The sequence below is a fragment of the Allopusillimonas soli genome, from assembly GCF_004153445.1.
Taxonomy (GTDB): Bacteria; Pseudomonadota; Gammaproteobacteria; order Burkholderiales; family Burkholderiaceae_B; genus Allopusillimonas; species Allopusillimonas soli.
On the sequence record NZ_SDQC01000006.1, the window covers coordinates 177,610 to 200,030 of the forward strand.

Here is a 22,421-nt window from a genome sequence, read left to right on the forward strand (position 1 = left end):
CCTTTTTTTCGTTCTTGCTTGCGTTGAGGGGAGACACTGAGGCGAGAGTGTACGACTGTCCGCGAGTCCAGGGCAAGAAATGGGCGCTAGAATGCGAAAAGCACATGTTTATCCCAGGCGCGGGCTGCTTTTCGCAACAGGCCGCGCAGACGCCGACCAGGACACCACGCAGCATGACCACCCAATTCTGGCTGATTCGCCACGGAGAAACACAATGGAACGCCGAGCGCCGCTTGCAGGGCTGGAAGGACGTTCCGCTCAACGACACCGGAATCCGCCAGGCCGAGCGCCTGGCTCTCGGCCTGCGTCCGCCGCATTTCGACACCGACGTCGATGTCATTGTCAGCAGCGACCTTGGCCGCGCTCATGAAACCGCACGCATCGCCGCCAGCCACTTGGGCAGGCCGATTGAAACAGCGGCAGGCTTGCGCGAGCGCAACTATGGCATCTACGAGGGACGGGACTGGGCCTGGCTCAAGGGTGCCCATGGGCCTGGCATCAATTTTCTCGATCCCGGCCAGTTGCTCGAGCAGGGCGAATCGCTCGCACAATTCCATGACCGCATCGGACAGGCATTCGCAGAACTGGCGCGACGGCATGCGGGCAAGAATGTACTGGTCTTTTCTCACGGCGGCGTCATCGATATCTGCTGGCGCCTGGCGAGTGGTCTGGGGCTTGACGCGCCGCGCCGCGATCCCGTCCTGAACACCAGCATCAACTATTTCTGCATTCACGACGACGGTCGATGGCAATTGCTGGACTGGGGCTGCGTCTCGCACCTGGAAGATGCCGCGCTGGATGATGTGCTCTGAAGACCTGCTCTAGTTTTTCCCGTTCTGCCGGGGCTTGCGTTTGCGCCGCGCGGCCACCCGATCGTACAGCCCGTTGGGCACCAGCCTGAGCAACCGGGCGACAATCCCCATTTGCCAGGGAATAATGGCATAGCTGTCGCCTCGTTCAATCGCTCGCAGCGCCCGATCGGCAAAACGCGCCACCGGCATGAGGAAAGGCATGCGATACGGATTGGCTGCCGTCATGGGTGTGCGAATGAAGCCGGGCGCCACCGTCACAACTTTGATGCCGCTGCCGTGCAATTCCACACGCAGGCTTTCACAATAATTGCGCAACGCCGCCTTCGATGCACTGTAGGCGCCAGCCCCCGGGAGGCCGCGCACCCCAGCCACACTGCTTATGCCCACGAGCGTGCCAGCCCGCCGCGCTTTCATGGCAGCGATAAAGGGTTCGAACGTGGCCACGGTTGCCATCAGATTGGTCTGGATCACGGCTTCAAAGACGCCGAAGTCATCCAATTCCTCGGTGAGCGTCCCGACACTGATACCCGCGCAGGCAATCACGACATCCACCGGTCCGCCATCAAGGAAATCCAGCGCAGCCGCGTGCAGGGCCTTGCGGTCGCGCACATCCAGCACGTAGCACGCATGCCCCGTTCCGGGCAGGCTCTCGCGCACGCGATCCAGGGCGTCGGCACGGCGGCCAATCAGCGCCAACTGATCGCCGCGCCGTGCGCAGGCCTGGGCAAGCGCGGCGCCGATGCCGCTGCTCGCTCCAGTGATGAATACGCGCCGCATGCAAAGCGCGCGCAGCTAGTGCGCCTGCATGGCCGCGTGCAAGTCCTGGAGGGCGTAGACTTTCAGCCCGCCGCCATTGCGCAGGTACTGCAAGCCTTCGACGGCAGCCCGGGCGCCCGTGATGGTCGTGAAGAAGGTGACGCGTGCGGCCAGCGCATTCGTGCGTATCATGCGGGAATCAGCAATGGCGTTGCGGCGCTCTTCGACCGTATTGATGACCAGCGCAATCTCGCCATTCTTGATCATGTCCACGATATGCGGCCGCCCTTCGGTGACCTTGTTCACTACCTGCACCTTCAGGCCCGCTGTCTCGATGGCCGCCGCCGTGCCGCGCGTGGCCACGATGCTATAGCCCAGGTCGCTCAGACCACGCGCCACTTCGACGGCGCGCGGCTTGTCTTGGTCGCGCACGCTGAGAAATACGGTCCCCGACTCTGGCAGACGGGCGCTGGCTGCAAGCTGTGATTTGACGAATGCCTCGCCAAAGCTTTCGCCCACACCCATGACTTCGCCCGTGGATTTCATCTCGGGCCCCAGGATGGTGTCCACGCCCGGGAACTTGACGAAGGGAAACACCGCCTCTTTGACCGAAAAATGGGGCGGGATGACCTCTTTGCTGATGCCCTGGTCCGCCAGCGTTCTTCCAGCCATGGCGCGCGCGGCAATCTTGGCCAGCTGCAGGCCGGTGGCCTTGGATACAAACGGCACCGTGCGGGAGGCGCGCGGGTTTACTTCCAGCACATAGACATCGCCATCCTGCACGGCAAACTGCACGTTCATGAGGCCTTTGACATTCAGTGCCCGCGCCATGAGACCCGTTTGGCGCTTGATTTCAGCAACGATGTCGGCAGGGAGCGAATAGGGTGGCAGGCTGCAGGCCGAATCGCCCGAATGCACGCCCGCCTGCTCGATATGCTCCATGACGCCGCCAATGAACACGGTCTCGCCGTCGCAGATGCAGTCGACATCGACCTCTGTGGCATTATTCAGGAAATGATCCAGCAGGACGGGGGAGTCATTGCTGACCTTGACCGCCTCGCGCATGTAGCGCTCGAGATCGGCCTGCTCATGCACGATTTCCATGGCGCGCCCGCCCAGCACATAGCTGGGCCGCACAACCAACGGATAGCCGATTTCGCCTGCCAGCGCCAGGGCCTCGCCCTCGGTGCGTGCAGTACGATTGGGTGGCTGGCGCAGGCCCAGCTTGTTGAGCAGTTTCTGGAAGCGTTCCCGGTCTTCAGCAACATCGATGGAGTCGGGACTGGTACCGATAATGGGTACCCCATTGGCTTCAAGCGCCCTGGCCAGCTTGAGCGGAGTCTGGCCGCCGTACTGGACTATCATGCCGACAGGGTTTTCTTTGTGGACGATCTCAAGAACGTCTTCCAGCGTGAGCGGCTCGAAATAGAGACGATCTGATGTGTCGTAGTCGGTGGACACGGTTTCGGGATTGCAGTTGATCATGATGGTTTCATAACCATCGGCCCGCATGGCCAGCGCGGCATGAACGCAGCAATAGTCGAACTCGATGCCTTGCCCGATGCGATTCGGGCCGCCCCCCAGGACAATGATCTTCTTGCGGTCGGTGGGCGCGGCCTCGCACTCGTCTTCATATGTGGAATACATATAGGCCGTGCGTGTGGGAAATTCTGCTGCGCAAGTGTCAACCCGTTTGTAGACGGGGCGAACGCCGAGCTGATGGCGCAGCTTGCGCACCTCCGCTTCCGTGGTGTCGAGCAGGAAGGCCAGGCGGCGGTCGGAAAAACCGCGCCGCTTCAATTGCCACAGTGTGCCGAAATCGAGCTCGGCAAGGGTTTTCTGTTCGAGCGCCAGCTCGATGTCCACGATTTCCTTGATCTGTGCAAGAAACCAGGGATCGATGCTGGTGAGCGCATGCACCTCCTCGAGGCTGAATCCCTGCGCAAAGGCATCGCCCACATACCAGATGCGCTCGGGCCCGGGCTCACCCAGTTCGATCTGCAGCTTCTCCCGGTCGGTGGTTTTCTGATTCAGGCCGTCTACACCCACTTCGAGGCCGCGCAAGGCCTTCTGGAAGGACTCCTGGAAGGTGCGGCCTATGGCCATGACTTCGCCCACCGATTTCATCTGTGTGGTCAGGCGCGAATCGGCCTGCGGGAACTTCTCGAAGGCGAAGCGCGGTACTTTGGTGACCACGTAGTCTATGGTCGGCTCGAACGAGGCCGGCGTCGCGCCGCCCGTTATCTCGTTGCGCAGCTCGTCCAGCGTGTACCCAATGGCCAGGCGCGCCGCGACCTTGGCAATGGGGAAGCCCGTCGCCTTGGAAGCCAAGGCCGATGAGCGCGATACGCGCGGGTTCATCTCGATGACAATCATGCGGCCATTGACCGGGTTGATCGCGAATTGCACATTGGAGCCGCCGGTATCGACGCCGATTTCACGCAGCACCGCAATGGATGCGTTGCGCATGATCTGGTATTCCTTGTCGGTAAGCGTCTGTGCAGGCGCCACGGTGATGGAATCGCCTGTATGCACACCCATGGGATCGAGGTTCTCGATGGCGCACACGATAATGCAGTTGTCGGCGCGATCGCGCACGACTTCCATTTCGAATTCCTTCCAACCCAGCAACGACTCCTCGATGAGCAGCTCGTTAGTGGGGGATGCCTCCAGGCCGCGCCGGCAGATGCTTTCGAACTCTTCGCTGTTGTAGGCAATGCCGCCGCCCGTGCCACCCAGGGTAAAGCTGGGCCGTATGACCACGGGAAAGCCCGACGTGCCGATTTCTTCGGCTATACGGCGCTGCACATCCCAGGCTTCGTCCATGGAGTGTGCCACGCCGGACTTGGCCGATTCCAAGCCGATGCTCGTCATGGCCTGCTTGAATTTCTGACGGTCTTCCGCCTTTTCAATGGCATGCTCGTTGGCGCCGATGAGCTCAACGCCGTGCTTCTGGAGCACGCCGTTGTGAGCCAGGTCGAGCGCGCAGTTGAGCGCCGTTTGGCCGCCCATGGTGGGCAGCAGCGCATCGGGTTTCTCGCGCTCAATGATTTTTTCGACCGCCTGCCACGTAATGGGCTCGATGTACGTGACATCGGCCGTCTCCGGGTCGGTCATGATGGTGGCCGGATTGCTGTTCACCAGAATGGTGCGGTAGCCTTCGGCCTTGAGCGCCTTGCAGGCCTGGGCGCCGGAATAGTCGAACTCGCAGGCCTGCCCGATGATGATGGGGCCAGCCCCGATGATAAGTATGCTTTTCAGATCTGAACGCTTGGGCATGATGCTGGATTATTTTTGACCGGCCATGAGGCTGATGAATTTGTCGAAGAGCACGACAATGTCGTGCGGGCCTGGGCTGGCTTCGGGGTGGCCCTGGAAGCAAAAGGCGGGCGTGTCGGTAAGCTCGAAGCCCTGAAGGGTGCCGTCGAAGAGCGACACATGCGTAACCCGAACATTAGCGGGCAGCGTGTCGGGATCGACATTGAAGCCATGGTTCTGGCTGGTAATGAACACCCTGCCGGAATCCAGATCCTGTACGGGATGGTTGGCGCCGTGATGACCGGTTTTCATCTTGATGGTCTTGCCCTTGAGGCTCAGACCAAGGATCTGCTGGCCCAGACAGATGCCGAACAGGGGAATCTTGCGCTCAAGCGCAGCCTTGGCGGTTTCGATGGCATAGCCGCATGGCTCGGGATCACCGGGCCCGTTGGACAGGAACAGGCCATCGGGCTTGAGCGCCAGGACATCCTGGACGGGCGTCTGCGCGGGAACAAGGGTGATGCGGCAACCCCGGTCCGCCAGCAGGCGCAGAATATTGCTCTTGATGCCGTAGTCGTAGGCAACCACATGATATTTGTTGCCCGCCTGGGCGGCGTAGCCCTTGCCCAATGCCCAGGTTCCCTCGTTCCACTGCCGGGACGCCTCGATGGACACGGTACGTGCCAGGTCCTGGCCGGACATGCCCGGAAAGCTGCGCGCCAGCGCTACGGCTCGCTCGGCGTCTTCGCCGACCAGGATGCAGGCGCCCTGCGCTCCGCCCTCGCGCAGGATGCGCGTGAGCTTGCGCGTGTCGACGCCGGCAATGCCGACAACGCCCTGGGCCTTCAGGTACTCTGGCAGGGAGCGTGTAGCGCGGAAATTGGACACCCGCAGGGAGCAGTCACGCACCACCAGGCCGGCGGCATGGATACGCGTGGACTCGACGTCTTCTTCATTGACGCCGGTATTGCCGATATGCGGATAGGTAAGCGTGACGATTTGCCCGCTGTAGCTGGGATCCGTCAGGATTTCCTGGTAGCCCGTCATGGATGTGTTGAAGACGATCTCGGCGACGCAATGACCATCGGCGCCAATTGAAACACCCCTGAAGATGGTACCGTCCGCCAAGGCAAGTATTGCAGGAGGCGACCCGTTGGTCCCCTCGGAAAAAAGTGACGGCAGCACTGTAAACCCCGGATTTAAAGTCGATAATTAAACCTTACGATTATACCAGTGACCGGAGCCTCCTCCCGTTTCTGGGTTGCAGCCAGGCGCTGCGGCAGGTGCCGGCGGGCCCGCCGTAAAACACATCTGCATTGCCGGGGCGGCCGCCCGGGACACAGCGCCACCCGCCATGGCGGGGCATGGCCGCCCGTTTGCGCAGCGCCTGATGGCCTGTTGCCCGATGATGCCGCGCATGGCCGCCGGGACAATTTGGGGGGCATTCCAAAAATGGCTTACAGTAGGCACTGAGACCGAAATTTTCTGGACAGTGTGTGCATATGACCAATCAACTCGATGCCCTGCGCAAGTTCACGACTGTCGTCGCCGATACCGGCGACTTCGATGTCATGCGCAAGTACAAACCCACCGACGCAACCACCAACCCGTCCTTGATCCTGAAAGCAGTGCAAGAGGAAGAGAACCGCGAACTGGTGCGCAAGGTGATGACCGATCACCCCGGCGTGTCGGCCACCGAGCTGGCAAGCCAGATACTGGTGGCGTTTGGCCGCGAAATTCTTTCCATCATTCCCGGCCGCGTGTCTACTGAAGTGGATGCACGTCTGTCCTTCGACACCCAGGCCAGCATCGAACGGGCGCGCCAGATCATCGCCATGTACAAGCGTTCTGGCGTGGAGCGCGACCGTGTGCTGATCAAACTGGCATCCACCTGGGAAGGGGTGCAGGCGGCCCGCATCCTGCAGGCCGAAGGCATTCACTGCAACATGACGCTGATGTTCTCGCTGCCCCAGGCGTTGGCGGCCGCGCAAGCCAAGGTCCAGCTCATTTCCCCCTTCGTGGGCCGTATCTACGATTGGTACAAGAAAGACGCAGGCGACAAGTGGGACGAGGCAGCCAACAGCGGCACCAATGATCCTGGGGTCCAATCGGTCCAGCGCATCTACGATTATTACAAGGCTTACGACATCCGCACGGAGATCATGGGCGCGAGCTTCCGGAATACCGGCCAGATCACAGCGCTTGCGGGTTGCGACCTACTCACCATCAGCCCCGACCTGCTTGAGGCGCTGTCGCAAAGCGAGGCGCCGCTGCAGCGCCAGCTGGACCCGGAAGCGGCCCGCAAGGAAGCGCCGGAATGGCAAGCCAGCAACGAGGTGGCCTTCCGCACCGGCCTGAACAACGACGCCATGGCCACTGAAAAACTGGCCGAAGGCATACGCAAGTTTGCTTCGGATGCCATCAAGCTCGATGAGCTGATCGCCAAGGCACGCGCCTAGCCAGCCGCCCAGGCCGGGCTGAAGCCCGGCCTGCCCGCTAGAGCTTCTCCGTTTCTCCTGCCTTGGGCTTCCACGACAGCAGGCGGTCTTCGATGAGGCTGACCATGCCGTCCAGCAATAGCGCAAAAAGCGTCAGAACGACAATACCCGCAAAGACCGTATTGACATCCAGCGTACCTTCCGCCTGCAGGATCAGGTAGCCTACGCCCGCAGCCGATCCCAGGTACTCGCCAACGACCGCACCCACGAAAGCCAGGCCCACGGACGTATGCAGGCTGGAAAACACCCAGCTCGTGGCAGACGGAATGTATACATGACGCAGCAACTGCTTGCGATTTGCGCCCAACATGCGCGCATTGTCCAGCAGTGTGGTACTGACTTCACGCACACCCTGATAGACGTTGAAGAACACAATGAAGAATACCAGCGTGACCGCAAGCGCGACCTTGGACCATATGCCCAGGCCGAACCACATGCCGAATATGGGGGCCAGGATAACGCGGGGCATGGAGTTGGCCGCAGTGATATAAGGATCGAGCAAGGCGCTGGCGCCGCGAGACAATCCCAACCAAAGGCCGAAGGCCAGCCCGCCAACAGTACCGATCACAAAGGCCAATATGGTTTCGGACAACGTGATGCCCAGGTGCCGGTAGATGCTTCCGTCGGTCACAAACCAGGCCCAGATAACCTTGGCCACTTCAACAGGCCGGCCAAAAAAGAAGGCAAAATTGTTATCGCGCGCGGCGAGGTACCAGGCAACCAGCACCACCACCAAAAGAAGCACTTGCCAGAAACGCAGATTCAGATTGTTTTTTTGTGACTTGGACATGGTCAGGCCTGCTTTTGCTGGGCATAGCCCTTGAGAACTTCTTCGCGCAACACCCCCCATATTGCCTTGTGCAGTTCCACGAAGCGGGGATGGGTGCGCACCTCGGCCACATCCCGTGGGCGGGAGATATCGATGGCAAACTCGCCGATGGGGTGCGTGGACGGGCCCGCTGAGAGCACGATCACGCGATCGCTCATGGCAATGGCCTCGTCCAGATCGTGCGTGATGAAAAGCACAGCCTTGCGCTTGGCCATCCATAGTTCAAGCACTTCGTTTTCCATTAACTGGCGCGTCTGGATATCCAGCGCCGAAAAGGGCTCGTCCATGAGGATGATGTCTGGATCGCGGATAAGCGTCTGCGCCAGCATGGCGCGCTTGCGCATGCCACCCGACATCTGGTGCGGATAGCGGTTCTCAAAACCACCCAGGCCCACGCGGCGCAGCCACTCCATCCCCTGCTCGCGCGCCCGGGCTGACGGTGTGCCCGCAAACTCCAGTCCCGCAATGACATTGGATAGCGCATCGCGCCAGGGCATAAGCGCTTCGCCTTGAAACATATAACCCGCCCGCCGATTCACGCCCGACAGCGGCTGGCCGAACACGCGCACCTGCCCGGACGAAGGCGCCAGCAAGCCGGCCCCCACGTTAAGCAGGGTCGACTTGCCGCAGCCCGTGGGGCCCACGACGGAAACAAACTCGCCGGGGGCCACGGAAAGCGTCGCCTCATGCACCGCTGTGTAGCGCTTGCCGCTGCCGTCGTTCGAAGCAAAGGTGCAGGTAATGTTGTCGAGCGAAAGTGCTGCTTCAGGCATGGGGATATTTCTTGTTGGCCTTGATCACGTAATCGTTGGTCCACACCTTGGAAACGTCGATCTTGTCCTTGGGGAAATTGGGAACAAAGGCGGCAAGCGCGTTCAGCGCGGTCTGGGGCCCATCCTCCGGCACCATGCCGTCGGGAGACAGCGCCTCCATGTTGCCCTTGAGCGCGAGCTTGTAGAGATCGGGATCGCCAAGTAAGTATCCTTCGGGGACCGTTTTGGCGATTTCATCGGGGCTGGCTGCCTGTATCCATTTGTCCGCACGCACGATGGCGTTGGCCAGGGCCTGCACGGTGTTGGGATTGGCGTCAATGAATGACTGCGAGGTATACAGGCAGCCGGAAGGCATGTTGCCGCCAAATACCTGCTTGGTGTCCTTGAGTGTGCGCGTATCCGCAATGAGCGTGACCGCATCCTCCTTGACCAATGTGCTGATGACGGGGTCCAGGTTGGCGATGGCATCGATTTGCCCCGTGCGCATGGCCGTGATGGCACCAGCACCCGCGCCGACGCCGATGTAGGACACATCGGCGGGCTTCAGGCCATGTTGGGAAAGAAAGAAACTGGCCATCATGTTGGTGGATGAACCGGGCGCCGTGACGCCTATTTTCTTGCCCTTGAGATCAGCGGGCGATTTGTAGTCGGGCATGGTTTTCTTGGAGACCGCCAGCACGATCATGGGTGCGCGCCCTTGCTGCACAAAAGTACGGTATGCCTGCCCCTTGGACTGCAACGTGATGGTATGTTCGAAGGCGCCCGAGACGACGTCGGCGCTGCCGCCCACGACGGCTTGCAGAGCCTTCGAGCCGCCAGCGAAATCAACGACCTTGGCATCCAGCCCTTCGTCCTTGAAATAGCCGTTGATATTGGCGATGGAAAGCGGCAGGTAATAAATAAGCGCCTGGCCGCCCACAGCGATGGTGACTTCCTTCTTTTCGAGCTCCTGCGCACGCACAAGAGCGGGCGCAAAAACGGTGGCGCCTGCAATACCGGAGAGCTTGAGCAGGTCGCGGCGGGATATGGACATGAGATATCTCCTGTTCGTTATTCTGTATGGAAAACAGCCACGTAATAGTAACCGGAACACCGCGGTGGCGGTACAAAACCGCAGGGGAATTTCAGGCGCCGCGCCGCTCCATGAGCGCCCAGGCAATGGTTCCCGCATCCACGTATTCGAGTTCGCTCCCGGCCGGTACGCCCCGCGCCAGCCGGCTGACGGCAAGGCCGCGGGAACGAAGCAATTCGGCCAGATAGTGGGCTGTGGTTTCGCCCTCGGCCGTGAAATTGGTGGCAAGGATGACTTCACGCACGACACCATCGGCCGCCCGCTCCAGCAGGCGGTCAAACTGCAGCGCCTGCGGGCCCACCCCTTCAAGCGGCGCCAGCCTGCCCATGAGCACGTAATACAGGCCGCGATAGCCGTGACTGGATTCGATCATGTTCTGGTCTGCCGGCGTCTCGACCACGCATAGCAAGGTGGGATCACGCTTCGGGTTGGCGCAGGTAACGCAGATGTCGTCTTCGGAGAACCCGTTGCAACGGCTGCAATGTCGCAGGCCCGCCACTGCCGTGGCCAGGGCATGGCTGAGCTGTTCCGCGCCGCGCAGATCGTGCTGCAGCAAATGGTAGGCCATGCGGCGCGCCGAACGCAGTCCAACGCCAGGCAGACAGCGCAGCGATTCGATGAGCGTCGTCAGCGGTTCGGGCTCGGGCAGTTCGGGTTCCATGGCGCCTGCGCCGTCAGAACGGCAGCTTCATTCCCGGCGGCATGGGCATGCCTGCCGTGACGGCGGACATTTTTTCCTGGGAGGTTGTCTCGGCCTTGCGCAAGGCGTCGTTGAACGCCGCCGCGACGAGGTCTTCCAGCATGTCCTTGTCGTCCTCCAATAGGCTCGGATCGATGGTGACGCGCTTTACGTCATTGCGGCAGGTCATGGATACCTTGACCAGGCCGCCGCCCGAGGCGCCTTCGACAACAATATCGGCCAAAGCCTCCTGCGCCTTCTTCATGTTTTCCTGCATCTGCTGCGCCTGGCGCATCAAGCCGGCAATCTGACCTTTCATCATGGATAGGATTTCCTGAAATTAAGAATTGAATAATCTGCCTACGCAGCCCGCTGGCGAAGCGTGGCACTGATGGAACCAGGCACCACGCGGGCGCCGAACTCGGAAATGAGCGCCTGCACAAACGGATCGTTGGCAACCGCCTGCTCGGCCTCGCGCTGCCTGTCGGCGCGCCAGGCCTGCTCGACGGCATGTGCAGTGTCGTCTCCGGTGACGCCATATTCGACATTCAACTGGACCGCGGCGCCAAAATGCTCGGACAGCACGGTGCGCAGACGCGCCCTGCCGCCGCTTTCGGCCAGTGAGCGGATGGCCACACGCAGGGTGATGGCATCGCCCTGCGCCGACACCCATTCGCTCTGGCGGGCGAGCTCGGCGGCCAGCCCGGTTAGCGGCAATGCAGCGGCCAGCGCGGGCCAGGTCTGCGGCGTGATATCGCCGGGCCGCGGTTGGCGGTGCTTTCTTTTTCGCCCGGGCGCAAGGCCGGCCGGTAGGCCCGCGCCGTCCTCTTCGCGCAAGGCATAGCCGCCGGGCACCTCGTCGGCGCCATCCTCGCCGTCGGCTGGAATGAAGCGTGCATCGTCAAAATAGGCATCGTCCGGCGACATGGTTTCGAACGTATCAGCGTCCGAGGCTGACGGCGGCGGCGGGCTGGGCGCATCCTCCCAGGCGGGCACGTCGTCATGGGCCGGTTCCGGGCTCCGCTGGGCCGGGGCCGCCCCGCTCTTCCCGGACTGAGTCGATTCGGATTCGTCGTGAGCAGAAGACGCCGGGTCTGTGGCTTCGTCCGCCACGGTGTGCGCGCCCTGCTGTTGCATCGTGGCGGTATTGGATACCGATGCGTCTGCAGTCGCATTGCCGGCGGACTTGACTTGCGCGGGCATATCGGACGCGGGACATGCTACCGATGCAGCGGACGCTTGGCCCGCTCCCGCGACAGCAGCCGCCGATGGCGATTCAGCAGCAGCCGGTACCTCGCGGCCGCTGGTGGGCTGGCCGCCCGATGGCGCAGGCCCTTGCCCCGGGCCGCCGTCCGGCACCAACGACAGCATCCGCAGGCAAGCCATGACAAAACCCGCATACTCGTCGGGCGCCAATGAAAGCTCACCGCGGCTGTGCACGGCAACGGAATAAAACAGCTGCACTTGATCCGCATGCAGCATGCCGGCAAGTTCGGCGATATCGGACGCCAAAGGGTCTTCGGGCTGTGTGGCGCCCGGAATACGCTGTTCGATGGCAATGCGGGACAGAAGCACCGCCAAATCAGCCAGGGCGCCGGAATAGGATAAGCCGCGCTCGGCAAGCTCGTCCGCAACGGACAACACTTGCGCCGCGCTGCCTGCGGCCAGCGCCTGCAGCAGGCTGACCAGGTGACGCTGATCTATGGTGCCCAGCATGCCGCGCACGGCGTCGCTGGACAGGTCGCCTGCGCTGTAGGCTATCGCCTGATCCGTCAGCGACAGCGCATCGCGCATAGAGCCGCTGGCAGCTTGTGCCAGCAGCCGCAGCGCGGGCGTTTCGTAGCGGATGGATTCTTGGTCGAGCACGCCCTGCAAGTGGCCAACAATGGCCTCCGCCGTCATCTGCTTCAGGTTGAACTGCAGGCAGCGCGACAGGACAGTGACCGGAATCTTCTGCGGGTCTGTGGTGGCAAGGATGAATTTGACATGCGCGGGTGGCTCCTCCAGGGTCTTGAGCATGGCGTTGAACGCATGCCCCGTCAGCATGTGCACCTCGTCGATCATGTAGACCTTGAACCGGCCGCTGCTGGGTGCATAGACAGCCTGTTCCAGCAGTTGGGTCATTTCCTCGACCCCGCGATTGGACGCGGCATCGAGTTCCACGTAGTCGACAAATCGGCCTGCGTCGATTTCGGTACACACCTGACAGACGCCGCATGGGGTGGGCGTAATGCCGGTTTCACAGTTCAGCGATTTGGCCAGGATGCGCGACAGCGTGGTCTTGCCTACCCCCCGAGTGCCTGTGAACAGCCAGGCATGATGCAGGCGTTGCGTGGACAAGGCATGCGTCAGCGCGCGCACGACGTGATCCTGTCCGATCAGCGCGTCGAAGGAGCGCGGCCGCCATTTGCGTGCTAGTACGAGATAGGTCATGCGGAGCCCAAGCCACCAAGGGATAAACGAAAAGTGTACCGGATTCGGCGCTGCCTGGGGACGCGGGTTGGCACCCGGTAGTGAAAGGGCGAGCCTGACTTCGGCACTGACTCTGAGCGACTATGGCTGCTTCGTTCCCGACCTGACCAGGTTCACCGCCGAACCATGCGAAGGGGCCCGCCAGCTGCATTCTAACAGGTGTGAGGCTTTCCCGCGCGCCATGCCCGCCGCCAAGGACAGCAGAGTCCGGCTGGTTCTCCGCCGGCCGAGGCCTTAGCGCATGGGATAGTCAACCCAGATGTCGGCGCGCGGAAAATACAGAGCGCCGCGCGCAGGCCGTCCATCAAGCGCGGTGACATGCGCGCAGTAGCGCTCGATCTGCGCACGATACCGCTCCCGCATTCGGTCTGCATAGTGCTCAACGGACTCACCATCCTGCGGGCGCCCGGTCTTGTAGTCCACGACGAGCCAGTCGTTTTCCTGGGAAATCGCCAGGTCGATGATGGACACGCGGCCGCTGATATCGAGCAGGGACCATTCCCGATAGGCCTGCGCCACCTGCAAAAGCCACTGCCCCCTTGCGCTGGACAGCGTGGCGCACAGCGTGTCCCTGATGGCCTCGACAGCATGATCCAGCGCGGGCTGCGGCAGCCCTGCGCGGCTCAGCTGTCGCCGAAAGACTGGCGCGCAATCATGAACACGCCCAGGAGACCAGGCCGACAAACCTTCGCGGCCTATGCGCTCAAGCCAGGCGTGGGCCACCGTGCCTATCACGGCTTCCTCGCCAGCATCGTCGCGCCAGTTCCAGGCCACGCCTCTGGTTTCCACCAACGGTTTGATCCCCGCCTCTTCCCCCTTGTCGTTCAATATTTCGGCGACAGGCGCATCCGGCTGCGGAAGGCTATCGAGCCTACGCCGCGCCAGCCACCGCCTTCCGGAGGCCTCGCGCGCCGCATCCGGGGCACGCAAATCGGCCGGCGGCAAGGCCGGCGAGCCAAGATGCTCCCACAAGCGGCCTAACAGCGAACCGGGGACAGGCGTCTTGACCGATGCCTCGCCGTCCAGGCCTACCTCGCCGATCAGATGCAGGCTGCGCCGCGCGCGCGTCAACGCTACGTAGAGCAACCGGTCGGCCTCATAAGCAGCACGCTTCTTTTCGCGCGTCATCAGATAGGCGGACACCGGATCTGTTTCGCGGGCCGCCCTGTGCTTGATGGGCCCCATCAACAGCGCTCCTTCGTGGTGCTCCAGCATCAACAGCGGCTGGGAATCGCCGCGGGGCATTTTGTGCAGCCCCGGCAGGATGACGGTCTCGAATTCAAGTCCCTTGGCCTTGTGAATGGTCATGACCTCCACTGCGCGGCCACTGCCTTCAGGCGCAGCAAACAGTTGCTCCACCCGCTGCTCAAGTTCACCAGGATCCAGATTGCCGTAGGGCGAGAGTTGCTCGATCAGGCGAAACAAGCGCTCGGTATCCGCGACATCGCCGGGGCCGCCGTATATATCGAAGCCCCCCAGTCGCCGCCAGATGGATGCCAGCCAGGCGGCAAATGGGACGGTGCCCGCATCGTTGGCGTCGTCCAGCAGCACACCGGCCGCCATCCGCAGGCGACGTGCCTCGCTGGCTTCCAGATGACCCCAGTCGGATGTCACCGGTTCCTCGGACGCCATGGGCATGCCGTCACCGATCGTTGAACCTGTCGGCAAAGCCAGCGCTGGCGGCGCCTTGCCTTCCATCCACGCCCGCAGCAGGTCGGGCACGGCGGCATCGGGATAGTCGCCGCACACGCTGTGCAGGCTGGCCAATGTCAGACCGCATAGGGGCGAGCGCAATACAGACAGCCAGGCAAGGCGATCGGCCGGGTGCGACAAAGCGCGGGCGAGCTGAGTGAGGTCGATGACGGCCTGGCGGTCCTTCAGCGGTACGAGGTCCACAGCCCGGCAAGGAATGCCCGCTTGGGCAAGGCGATGGACGATGCCGGCCAGGTGCCCGCGCGCGCGCACCAGAATGGCGACCGGATGGTCGCTATCGGGATTGTCCTCCAGTGCCTGGCGGGCCAGCCTGACCACCAGATCCTCCGTCTGGCGGCTCGTGTCCTGAGCATCACGCTCGTCGTGCGTCCAGATGGGGTGGAACGTCATGGGCGGCCCTGATTCAGGGTCGCGAAACGGCACGGAGGGTGTGTAGACAATGGCGCCCAGGCCCGGGTGATTCTCAGCGGGAAAAATCGGCTGGCAGGTGTCGTTCACCCAGGCCACGATACGCCCCTGCGAACGAAAGTTCTCGCTGAGTTCAAGCGCCGTCACGGGGATATGGCCAATACCGTGTTCCTTGACGCGAAGAAATCCACCCACATCGGCCTTGCGGAAGCGGTAGATGGATTGCATGGGATCACCGACCAGGAACAGCGTGCGCCCATCGTCCGGCTCCCATCCGGCCGTCAGGCGCTCCAGCAGCGCGATCTGCGTCTGGCTGGTGTCCTGGAATTCATCCACCAGGATATGGCGGATGGAACGATCCAGGGCCAGCAACAATTCGGTCGGTGCGTCCGCCGCACCCAAAGCGTTCAATGCGCGCTGCGACACCTCGATAAAATCCACTTGCCCAGTCTCGGCGAACCGAAGCTGCAATTGCGCCGCAGCCAGCCACAGCACTTGAATCAGGCTCCCCAGCACAGCTTCCTGACTATCGCTGTAGCCCTCTCTTGGCGCCACGCGGATCTCATGCAGCGTCCGCACCCAGGCGTCCGCCTCCGACACAGCATTGAGCCACGCCTGGAATCCTTGCTTGTATGGAGATTTGGGCTCGAAGCCTTCCCTGGCCGTCACCCGCCGGCGCGGCAGGCCCTGTTTCGTCAGCAAGGCGTCGGCCAGCGCCTGCCAGGCGTCCAGACTTGCCGCTTCGGCTGGAAAAGGCGTGCCGTCCCATCGCCCCAGCGGCCCTGCGTCCTGCCCCGTCTTGCCGGCAATGACCTCTGCGGCATGGCGCAGCGCGGGTGCCAGGGCCTGCGCCCACCCATCCGGCATGCCGGCGCGCAGGCGAGCCAGATCCGTTTCTATCGAAGTCGCCAGATTATGGCGCAATACATCCATCTCGCCGCCCTCGGACAGCAAAGGCAGCCATTGATCGCGGCTTGCAAGCATCTGTGCCAGCAGGTCGCGCGCTGCGCGCAGATCCACATCCAGATGTTCGACGAGCGCCGCCACGCAGGGCTCATTGTCGGCCATGGCCAGCGTGGCCTGCGCCGCGGCCTCGTAGTGCGCCTGCGCGTTGTCGGTGAAGGCCGGCATGCCGCCCAGCGCGCTCATCCAGGGCATGGCGCGAACCAGATGGGCACAGAAGGCATCGATGGTCCTCAGTCCCAGGCGCGCCGGATATTGCAGCAGATCCCAGCCCATTTCCTTGTCCCGGGCCATGGCGGCCCGTGCAAGCTTCCAACTGCCCAGGCGATATGGGTCGTCGGGCGGATCTTCGTTCAGGCCGAGACGCAGCTTGTCCAGCAAACGTTTGTGCATTTCGGACGCCGCCTTGCGGGTGAATGTGATAGCCACAATTTCCTCGGGCTTGCCCACGGTGGGAAGCAAGGCGAGGATGCGGTCGGTCAGCAACTCCGTCTTGCCGGAACCCGCCGGCGCCTGCACCAGGAACGAGTGCTGCGGATCAAGGGCTGCAAGACGCAGCGCACTGTCACTGGGCTGCTTGTGTGTCATCCGGATATTCCTCGTTCAGGCGCAGAAAGGGAAGGACGTCGCAATAGCGCATGTCCTCAGCGCGAAGATAAGTGTTGATGGCAACGCCGCTTACATACTCTTCGGCAAGATCATTGATGGTGGTACGCCACAACAGCATCACGTCGCGCCAGCTTCGGCCGGCAAATGCCGGCCAGTCATCCAGGGTGGCCATGCCTTCCATGCCGCAGTCGCCGTCCTGCAGGCCGCGCGCCTCGATGCCGCGCGCATGCAGCTTCACCAGGGCCATCGCCGCCACGGCATCGCTGTTTCCGGCCAATACCGAGGCATAGAAAGGCAGCTGCAGCCCCACCGGGCGCTCCCGCATCCAGTCGGCGCGGGGCTCGACATTGCCGCCGCCAGACTTATAGTCGATTACTACAAGGCGATCGTCCAGGAGTGCATCAATGCGATCCACTCGCAGCGACAGGCTCAATGCGCCATGGTTCCATTCGCAGTTTTTCTCGACTTCAAGCACCCGAAAAGGCGTACGCGCCAGCTCGTGCATGACCCACGCCATAAGCACGCTCCGCGCGCGATGCATCTCCAGCTCCTTGAGCCGGGGGCCATATTCGGGCAGGTGCTCCTTGGCCGCCTGGGCGACGACTTCCTCGAGCAGCGCGACCAAGCGGCCTGTTTCATGTGCGGCCCACAATTCGGCCTGGTCACGCAACATGCGCCACAGCAGCTCGGCGGCCTTGTGCAGCAACAGGCCGCGCGCGTTCTGATCGAAAATATCCGCATAAGCCGGCAGCGCGCTGGCACCCAGACGATATTTGGCAAATGCCCAAAGCGGGTTTCGCGCCTGGGTGTCAATGACGCCGATGCCTCCCCGCGTACGCGCGCCCCGGACCAATGCCGGCCCGCGTTCATCCAGAATGCGCTCCATCGGCACGTTTTCGAACGATGCTTGCGCCCTTGCCAGCACGGCATCCATCCAGGGCTCGGACTCACACTTTGCCGCCTGCGCAACGAACGGGCTGGGACGCAGCAGGCGCTCGCCTTCGTATTGCGCGTGGCTCAGCCAGACTTCAGGCGCGCACTTCAGCAAAGCCGCGTACAGGGTGTGCGCCCAATGAAGCTCGCGCTCCGGTGTTGCGCGCGGTGCCTCCGCATCGCGCAGCGCTTGAAGGGGTATGAAAGGGTTGGGCCGTGCGGGAGCAGGCAGCACTTCATCGGTGAGGCCCAGAACCCACACGCCGTCCCACCGCCCGCCTTCAGACTCAAGAAAGCCCAGCACATCCAGTCTTGCGGCTGGATCGCGTTGAGGCTGGAAAGGCGTCTCGTCTGCCAGACGGCGCAGCAGCACGGATGCGGCGTACCGGCTTAACACACCAACGACTGGAGACAGGTGTGCCATGCGTTCCAACAGGCGCTCAAACGCTTCCACGGACTGGAAAGCATGACTGTCGAGCATACCGCTGCCTGGAAAACCCAGAGTTATCAGGCAGGTCCGGAATTGTTGGCGCCAGCCGTGCGCTGTGCCGTCGCAGGGCGTCGCCGCCAGGTCAAGCCAGCATTGCTGCCAGGCTGCCGCAAGCTGGGGAGCATGGCGCATAAGCTGCTCACCGAAGGCCTGAACAGATATCGACACGGTGCCACGGCGCCGCCAGAGCGCGTCAAGCCGTGCACGGCCGGCGCGCTCCGCCCTGCTTGCCACGCAGCCTCCCGCCAGCAGGGCCTGGCCCAGTTCCGCCACGGGGCAGACGCCGTCGCGGTCGAACCGTGCGAGCACGCGCAGCCATGCAAGTGCCGCACGCGCAAGCGGCCACTCGGACAGCGGCCGCGCCACGGCAATGTTGTAGGGCGTTTGCGGGGCAAGGTGCTCGCGCAGGCAGCGGTGCGCCAACGCGCTATCTTCTTCAAGCCGAGCCGCGATAATGGCATAGCGGCCTTGGGGATGCGCGCTCAATTGCCTGGCGGCCCAGGCTGCTGCCAAGCGCCATTCGGCGTCTGGTTCGGGCACCTGCAACCACCGGCATGCACCCGCGGGAATCGCACTGTTGCGCAACGCCACCACTTGTATGCCGCGCCGCTGCAGCGCGGCGATCATAGCGCGCAGCCTCGGGGCCAATTCATTGAAGCCGGCCAGCACCAGCGCACCTATGGGCACATCCAGGCGCTCGTCTTCCAGGGCCCCGCAGACCCGCTCCCAGAGCATGTTGCCATCCTCGGCATCCAGTTCAGCCAGGCTATTACGGTAGGCATTCCGCCATGTCAGAAAATGAAGATACTCTGCCGTCTCCTGCCCGGCTGGCACCTTGATGCGCCAGTCGTCCATGAGCCGGTCAGCTTCAGCCGCAAATTTTGCAGCCTGGGAGACGTCCAGTAGACCATGCCCCGCTTCGGACTCAATATCGCCAATGACGCGTTGCCACAGCCAATGCGCTCCGAAGGCATCCACAGTGTGCAGAGGCTGGGAAGCGTTTGGATCGAAGGCCAACTGCTCCGCCAGGCGATTCACCCATCCCGACAGCGGCACAACCTCGGGTGCCGCCATGACCCGCCTGCCCTCTGTCAGCGTGGACGTGAGCTCCGCCAGGACCCGGCGTGCATGACGATTGTTGACTGTCAGGATAAGCGTCTGGTGGGCGGGCCACCGCGCCAGCGCATCAAGTTCTATGGTGTCCAGATCTTCCATGTGGTCGCCAGCAGGTCGTTACGGTTATAGCCTGCCATTCTAACGAGTCGGCACCGCCGTAGAAACCGCCACGCGGATTTCAGCCTTTACCCCTCCTCGCCTCAGTTGTTATGCTTGCCTGATCCCACTGCTGCGCCGGGCCCATGCGCCGCGCCAGAAACAAGAACGAATGGAGCATTCATGCCGCGCCTGCTATCCCATATACTGTCTGCCTGCCTGCTGGCCCTCGCGGCCACCGCACCCTCCAAGGCAGCGCCGCCATCCGCCACCGACCTGCAGGCACTTCGCAACTTCGAACTCACGCCATCCTTCCTCGAACGCTATTACGCCTATGAGGATCTGGCCGTCGAAAAGCCCTGCGAGCTGTCGCCGCTTTTGGTGCTGCAAGACGACGGCCGCATGTCGCTGGATGACACTGTACGGAAATTCGAGTCCCGTCCCGGTGTGGAAAAGGCACTCGCCGAGTCAGGCCTTACCGGCAGGGAACTGCTGCTCGGCACCATGACGCTCATGGGCGCCGCCATGCAGGAGCTGGCGGCACAGCACCCCGACATCGTCAAGCAACATCCCGATGCCACGAGGCTGGCCATCAGCGATGCCAATATGGCCTTCTACAAGGCCCACCAGGACGAGTTGCATCGGCATATGGCCGAGCGTGCCCAGAAGGCAATGGCCAAACGGGGCGGCAAGCTGCCCCCGTGTATGAGAGGACAATAGGACACACTCATGGCTGCGACCTCTCCCATCGAACTCAGCGGTTCCATCGCCCTGCGCTCAGGCAACCAGAGCTGGGGCAGCCAACGTCGCATGGCCCTGCTTGAGGCCATCGCGCGGGAGGGTTCCATCACCGCCGCGGCGCGCAGCGTGGGCATGAGCTACAAGGCGGCATGGGACGCGGTCGATACCATGAATAACCTGGCGGGAGAACCCTTGGTGCTGCGCACAACCGGCGGTCGGCGCGGCGGCGGCGCCACACTGAGCGACAAGGGCCTGCAATTGTTGGCATTGTTCCAGCAAGTAAGCCGGGAGCATGCCCGTTTCATGTCGAGGCTGGCACAAGTGCAGGATGCGTCGGCCGACAATCTGGAGCTGATACAACATATGATGCTGGAAACGTCCGCACGCAATCAACTGCTGGGCACAGTAAGCGCGGTGCGCCCAGGCGCAGTCAACGATGAAGTGGCGCTGTCGCTGGCCGAAGGCCTGGACATCGTCGCCAACATCACCAGCGCCAGCGTCCAGAATCTTGGCCTACAGCCTGGTCGCCGAGCCATGGCGCTGATCAAAGCTTCGTCCATCATGGTCGGCACCGTCGATGGACCATTGCGAATTTCAGCGCGCAATCAGCTCGCCGGCAAAATCGATGGCATCAACAAAGGTGCAGTAAATGCCGAAGTGCGCATCGCGCTGCCCAGCGGCCACGCGCTGGTTTCCATCATCACGATGGACAGTCTCGCCACCCTGGGCCTGAAAACCGGCCAGCCGGCCTATGCGATCTTCAAGGCATCCAGCGTCATGCTGGGTGTCATGGACTGACCTGAGGGCGAGATGGTGGCATTTTGCGCCGCCATCAACCCCTGCGGCGTGCAATCGCCCTCGATCCGGCCATCGCGTATGCGAAATACCTGATCGGCCAGCATCACGGCGTCCTGCGGATCGTGTGTGATCAGAATGGTCGGGATATCCAGTCTCGATTGCAAGGCGGCCAGTTCCTCGCGCATACGGACGCGCAAGCCGGCATCGAGCGCGGCCAGCGGCTCGTCCAACAACAGCAGCCTCGGTTCTACGGACAGGGCACGGGCCAGTGCGACACGCTGTTTTTGCCCTCCTGAGATTTCCGATGGATAACTGTTCAATATGGCGTCCAGATCGAATGCATCCACCCATCGCCGTGCCACTTCGGGCAGCCGCCTGCCGCGCGGGTTCAGCCAGCCGCGCGTCAGGCCAAAAGCGATATTCTGGATAACCGTCAGGTGGGGGAAAAGTCCATAGTCCTGCTGCAAATAACCCAGGCGGCGCGCTTGAGGCGACAGCGCAATACCCCGGTCGGAGTCGTACAGCGTCACCCCGTTGACGACAATGCAGCCGCGATCCAGGCGCAGCAGCCCTGCGATGGCACGTATGGTGAGCGACTTGCCCGCACCCGAAGGACCAAACAGGGCAATGCGGCGGGCTTGGGAGCTCAGCGATACATCCAGATCGAAAGCGCGCGTGCCAGCCTCGACGCGCCGGTGGATATCCAGACTGATCATCGCAGCCCTCCCGGCATGCCCGACATACGGGCCCGGCGCGGCACCAGCGCTCCCGCCACCCATAGAATGACGACGCAAGTGATTGACGTGACGATCACCAGTACGTTGGCCAGATGATCGTTGCCAGCCTGCACGGCTTCATAGATGGATATGGACAAGGTTTGCGTACGGCCAGGAATGCTGCCCGCGATCATTAGCGTGGCGCCAAACTCTCCCAGGGCGCGCGCAAAGGCCAGCAGCACGCCCGCGACTATGCCACGCATTGCCAGCGGCAGTGTAATACGGAAAAAGATGGCGGCCTGTCCCACACCCAGCACCCGCGCGCCGTTTTCGAGATTGTGGTCCACGTCCTCGAAAGCGGCGCGCGCGCCCTTGAGCACCATGGGAAATGCCACGACCGTGGCCGCCACCACCGCTCCCTGCCATGTGAATACCAGCTCGATGCCCAGGCTGGACAGCCACTGACCCAGCCATCCGCGGCGCCCCAGCAGCACCAGCAGATAGTAGCCGGTGACGGTGGGCGGGAGCACCATGGGCAGCGTCAATATGGAATCGATCATGTCGCACCAGCGCGAGCGCCAGCGCGACAGGCCATAGGCAATGGAAATGCCGAGCACGGCCGAGAAGAAGGTCGCCCATCCGGCGACCTTGAGTGAAAGCAGCAGTGGTACGGTCAGTCCGTTCATGGT

The 22,421-nt window shown here is 62.6% G+C and carries 17 protein-coding genes and 1 other RNA gene; 4 read left to right on the plus strand and 14 right to left on the minus strand.

Annotated elements, in window-relative coordinates; translation table 11 throughout:
• Nucleotides 1-173 precede the first annotated feature (173 nt).
• Nucleotides 174-812: a histidine phosphatase family protein gene (locus tag ERD78_RS17305; protein WP_167668977.1), complete on the plus strand. Its 639-nt coding sequence runs from the start codon at nucleotides 174-176 to the stop codon at nucleotides 810-812.
• Nucleotides 813-821: 9 nt separating this feature from the next.
• Here the strand turns inward: ERD78_RS17305 and ERD78_RS17310 are convergent, their stop codons facing one another.
• Genes ERD78_RS17310 through carA form a run of 3 tightly spaced genes read right to left on the minus strand, consistent with a single transcriptional unit; the run spans nucleotide 822 to nucleotide 6,011 of the window.
• Complete coding sequence (locus ERD78_RS17310; RefSeq protein ID WP_129970867.1) at nucleotides 822-1,589, minus strand: SDR family oxidoreductase; 768 nt, start codon at nucleotides 1,587-1,589, stop codon at nucleotides 822-824.
• 15 nt (nucleotides 1,590-1,604) lie between these two features.
• A complete protein-coding gene (gene carB / locus ERD78_RS17315) occupies nucleotides 1,605-4,847 on the minus strand; it encodes a carbamoyl-phosphate synthase large subunit (RefSeq protein WP_129970869.1) in 3,243 nt (1,080 codons plus the stop codon).
• A 9-nt stretch (nucleotides 4,848-4,856) separates the two neighbouring features.
• A complete protein-coding gene (gene carA / locus ERD78_RS17320; RefSeq protein WP_167668978.1) occupies nucleotides 4,857-6,011 on the minus strand; it encodes a glutamine-hydrolyzing carbamoyl-phosphate synthase small subunit in 1,155 nt (384 codons plus the stop codon).
• Nucleotides 6,012-6,328: 317 nt separating this feature from the next.
• Between carA and tal the strand changes: the two genes are divergently transcribed.
• A complete protein-coding gene (gene tal, locus ERD78_RS17325) occupies nucleotides 6,329-7,285 on the plus strand; it encodes a transaldolase (protein ID WP_129970873.1) in 957 nt (318 codons plus the stop codon).
• 37 nt (nucleotides 7,286-7,322) lie between these two features.
• Here tal and ERD78_RS17330 read toward each other — a convergent pair whose 3' ends face one another.
• From ERD78_RS17330 to ERD78_RS17370, 9 genes are all read right to left on the minus strand, one after another.
• Nucleotides 7,323-8,114 carry an ABC transporter permease gene (locus tag ERD78_RS17330; protein WP_129970875.1) on the minus strand — a complete coding sequence of 264 codons (792 nt, stop codon included), beginning with the start codon at nucleotides 8,112-8,114 and terminating at the stop codon, nucleotides 7,323-7,325.
• Nucleotides 8,115-8,116: 2 nt separating this feature from the next.
• The gene (locus ERD78_RS17335) at nucleotides 8,117-8,926 is read right to left on the minus strand and encodes an ABC transporter ATP-binding protein (RefSeq protein WP_129970877.1); all 810 of its coding nucleotides are present in this window, start codon (nucleotides 8,924-8,926) and stop codon (nucleotides 8,117-8,119) included.
• The gene (locus ERD78_RS17340) at nucleotides 8,919-9,959 is read right to left on the minus strand and encodes an ABC transporter substrate-binding protein (protein ID WP_129970879.1); all 1,041 of its coding nucleotides are present in this window, start codon (nucleotides 9,957-9,959) and stop codon (nucleotides 8,919-8,921) included. The genes ERD78_RS17335 and ERD78_RS17340 overlap by 8 nt, the downstream gene beginning before the upstream one ends.
• Nucleotides 9,960-10,050: 91 nt before the next feature.
• Nucleotides 10,051-10,659 (minus strand): recombination mediator RecR, encoded by a 609-nt coding sequence (gene recR, locus ERD78_RS17345; RefSeq protein WP_129970881.1) that lies wholly within the window; start codon nucleotides 10,657-10,659, stop codon nucleotides 10,051-10,053.
• A 13-nt stretch (nucleotides 10,660-10,672) separates the two neighbouring features.
• Entirely contained in the window at nucleotides 10,673-10,999 is a 327-nt protein-coding gene (locus ERD78_RS17350) for a YbaB/EbfC family nucleoid-associated protein (protein WP_129970883.1), read from the minus strand.
• A 38-nt stretch (nucleotides 11,000-11,037) separates the two neighbouring features.
• Nucleotides 11,038-13,110, minus strand: coding sequence for a DNA polymerase III subunit gamma/tau (locus ERD78_RS17355; RefSeq protein ID WP_129970885.1), 2,073 nt, complete (start codon nucleotides 13,108-13,110; stop codon nucleotides 11,038-11,040).
• 84 nt (nucleotides 13,111-13,194) lie between these two features.
• Nucleotides 13,195-13,292, minus strand: an RNA gene (ffs, locus tag ERD78_RS17360) — signal recognition particle sRNA small type.
• A 91-nt stretch (nucleotides 13,293-13,383) separates the two neighbouring features.
• Nucleotides 13,384-16,821 (minus strand): UvrD-helicase domain-containing protein, encoded by a 3,438-nt coding sequence (locus tag ERD78_RS17365; protein ID WP_129970887.1) that lies wholly within the window; start codon nucleotides 16,819-16,821, stop codon nucleotides 13,384-13,386.
• Nucleotides 16,799-19,480 carry a PD-(D/E)XK nuclease family protein gene (locus tag ERD78_RS17370; protein ID WP_129970889.1) on the minus strand — a complete coding sequence of 894 codons (2,682 nt, stop codon included), beginning with the start codon at nucleotides 19,478-19,480 and terminating at the stop codon, nucleotides 16,799-16,801. Before ERD78_RS17370 ends, ERD78_RS17365 begins: the two co-directional genes overlap by 23 nt.
• A gap of 180 nt (nucleotides 19,481-19,660) precedes the next feature.
• Between ERD78_RS17370 and ERD78_RS17375 the strand changes: the two genes are divergently transcribed.
• Nucleotides 19,661-20,197, plus strand: coding sequence for a hypothetical protein (locus ERD78_RS17375; RefSeq protein WP_129970891.1), 537 nt, complete (start codon nucleotides 19,661-19,663; stop codon nucleotides 20,195-20,197).
• 9 nt (nucleotides 20,198-20,206) lie between these two features.
• Complete coding sequence (locus ERD78_RS17380) at nucleotides 20,207-21,016, plus strand: TOBE domain-containing protein (protein WP_129970893.1); 810 nt, start codon at nucleotides 20,207-20,209, stop codon at nucleotides 21,014-21,016.
• Here the strand turns inward: ERD78_RS17380 and ERD78_RS17385 are convergent.
• Together ERD78_RS17385 and modB are read right to left on the minus strand one after the other, a co-directional pair.
• On the minus strand, nucleotides 20,968-21,732 hold the full coding sequence (locus ERD78_RS17385; RefSeq protein ID WP_129970895.1) for a sulfate/molybdate ABC transporter ATP-binding protein: 765 nt from the start codon (nucleotides 21,730-21,732) through the stop codon (nucleotides 20,968-20,970). The genes ERD78_RS17380 and ERD78_RS17385 overlap by 49 nt on opposite strands.
• Nucleotides 21,729-22,418 (minus strand): molybdate ABC transporter permease subunit, encoded by a 690-nt coding sequence (modB, locus tag ERD78_RS17390; RefSeq protein WP_129970897.1) that lies wholly within the window; start codon nucleotides 22,416-22,418, stop codon nucleotides 21,729-21,731. The genes ERD78_RS17385 and modB overlap by 4 nt, the downstream gene beginning before the upstream one ends.
• Between the last annotated feature and the right edge of the window lie 3 nt (nucleotides 22,419-22,421).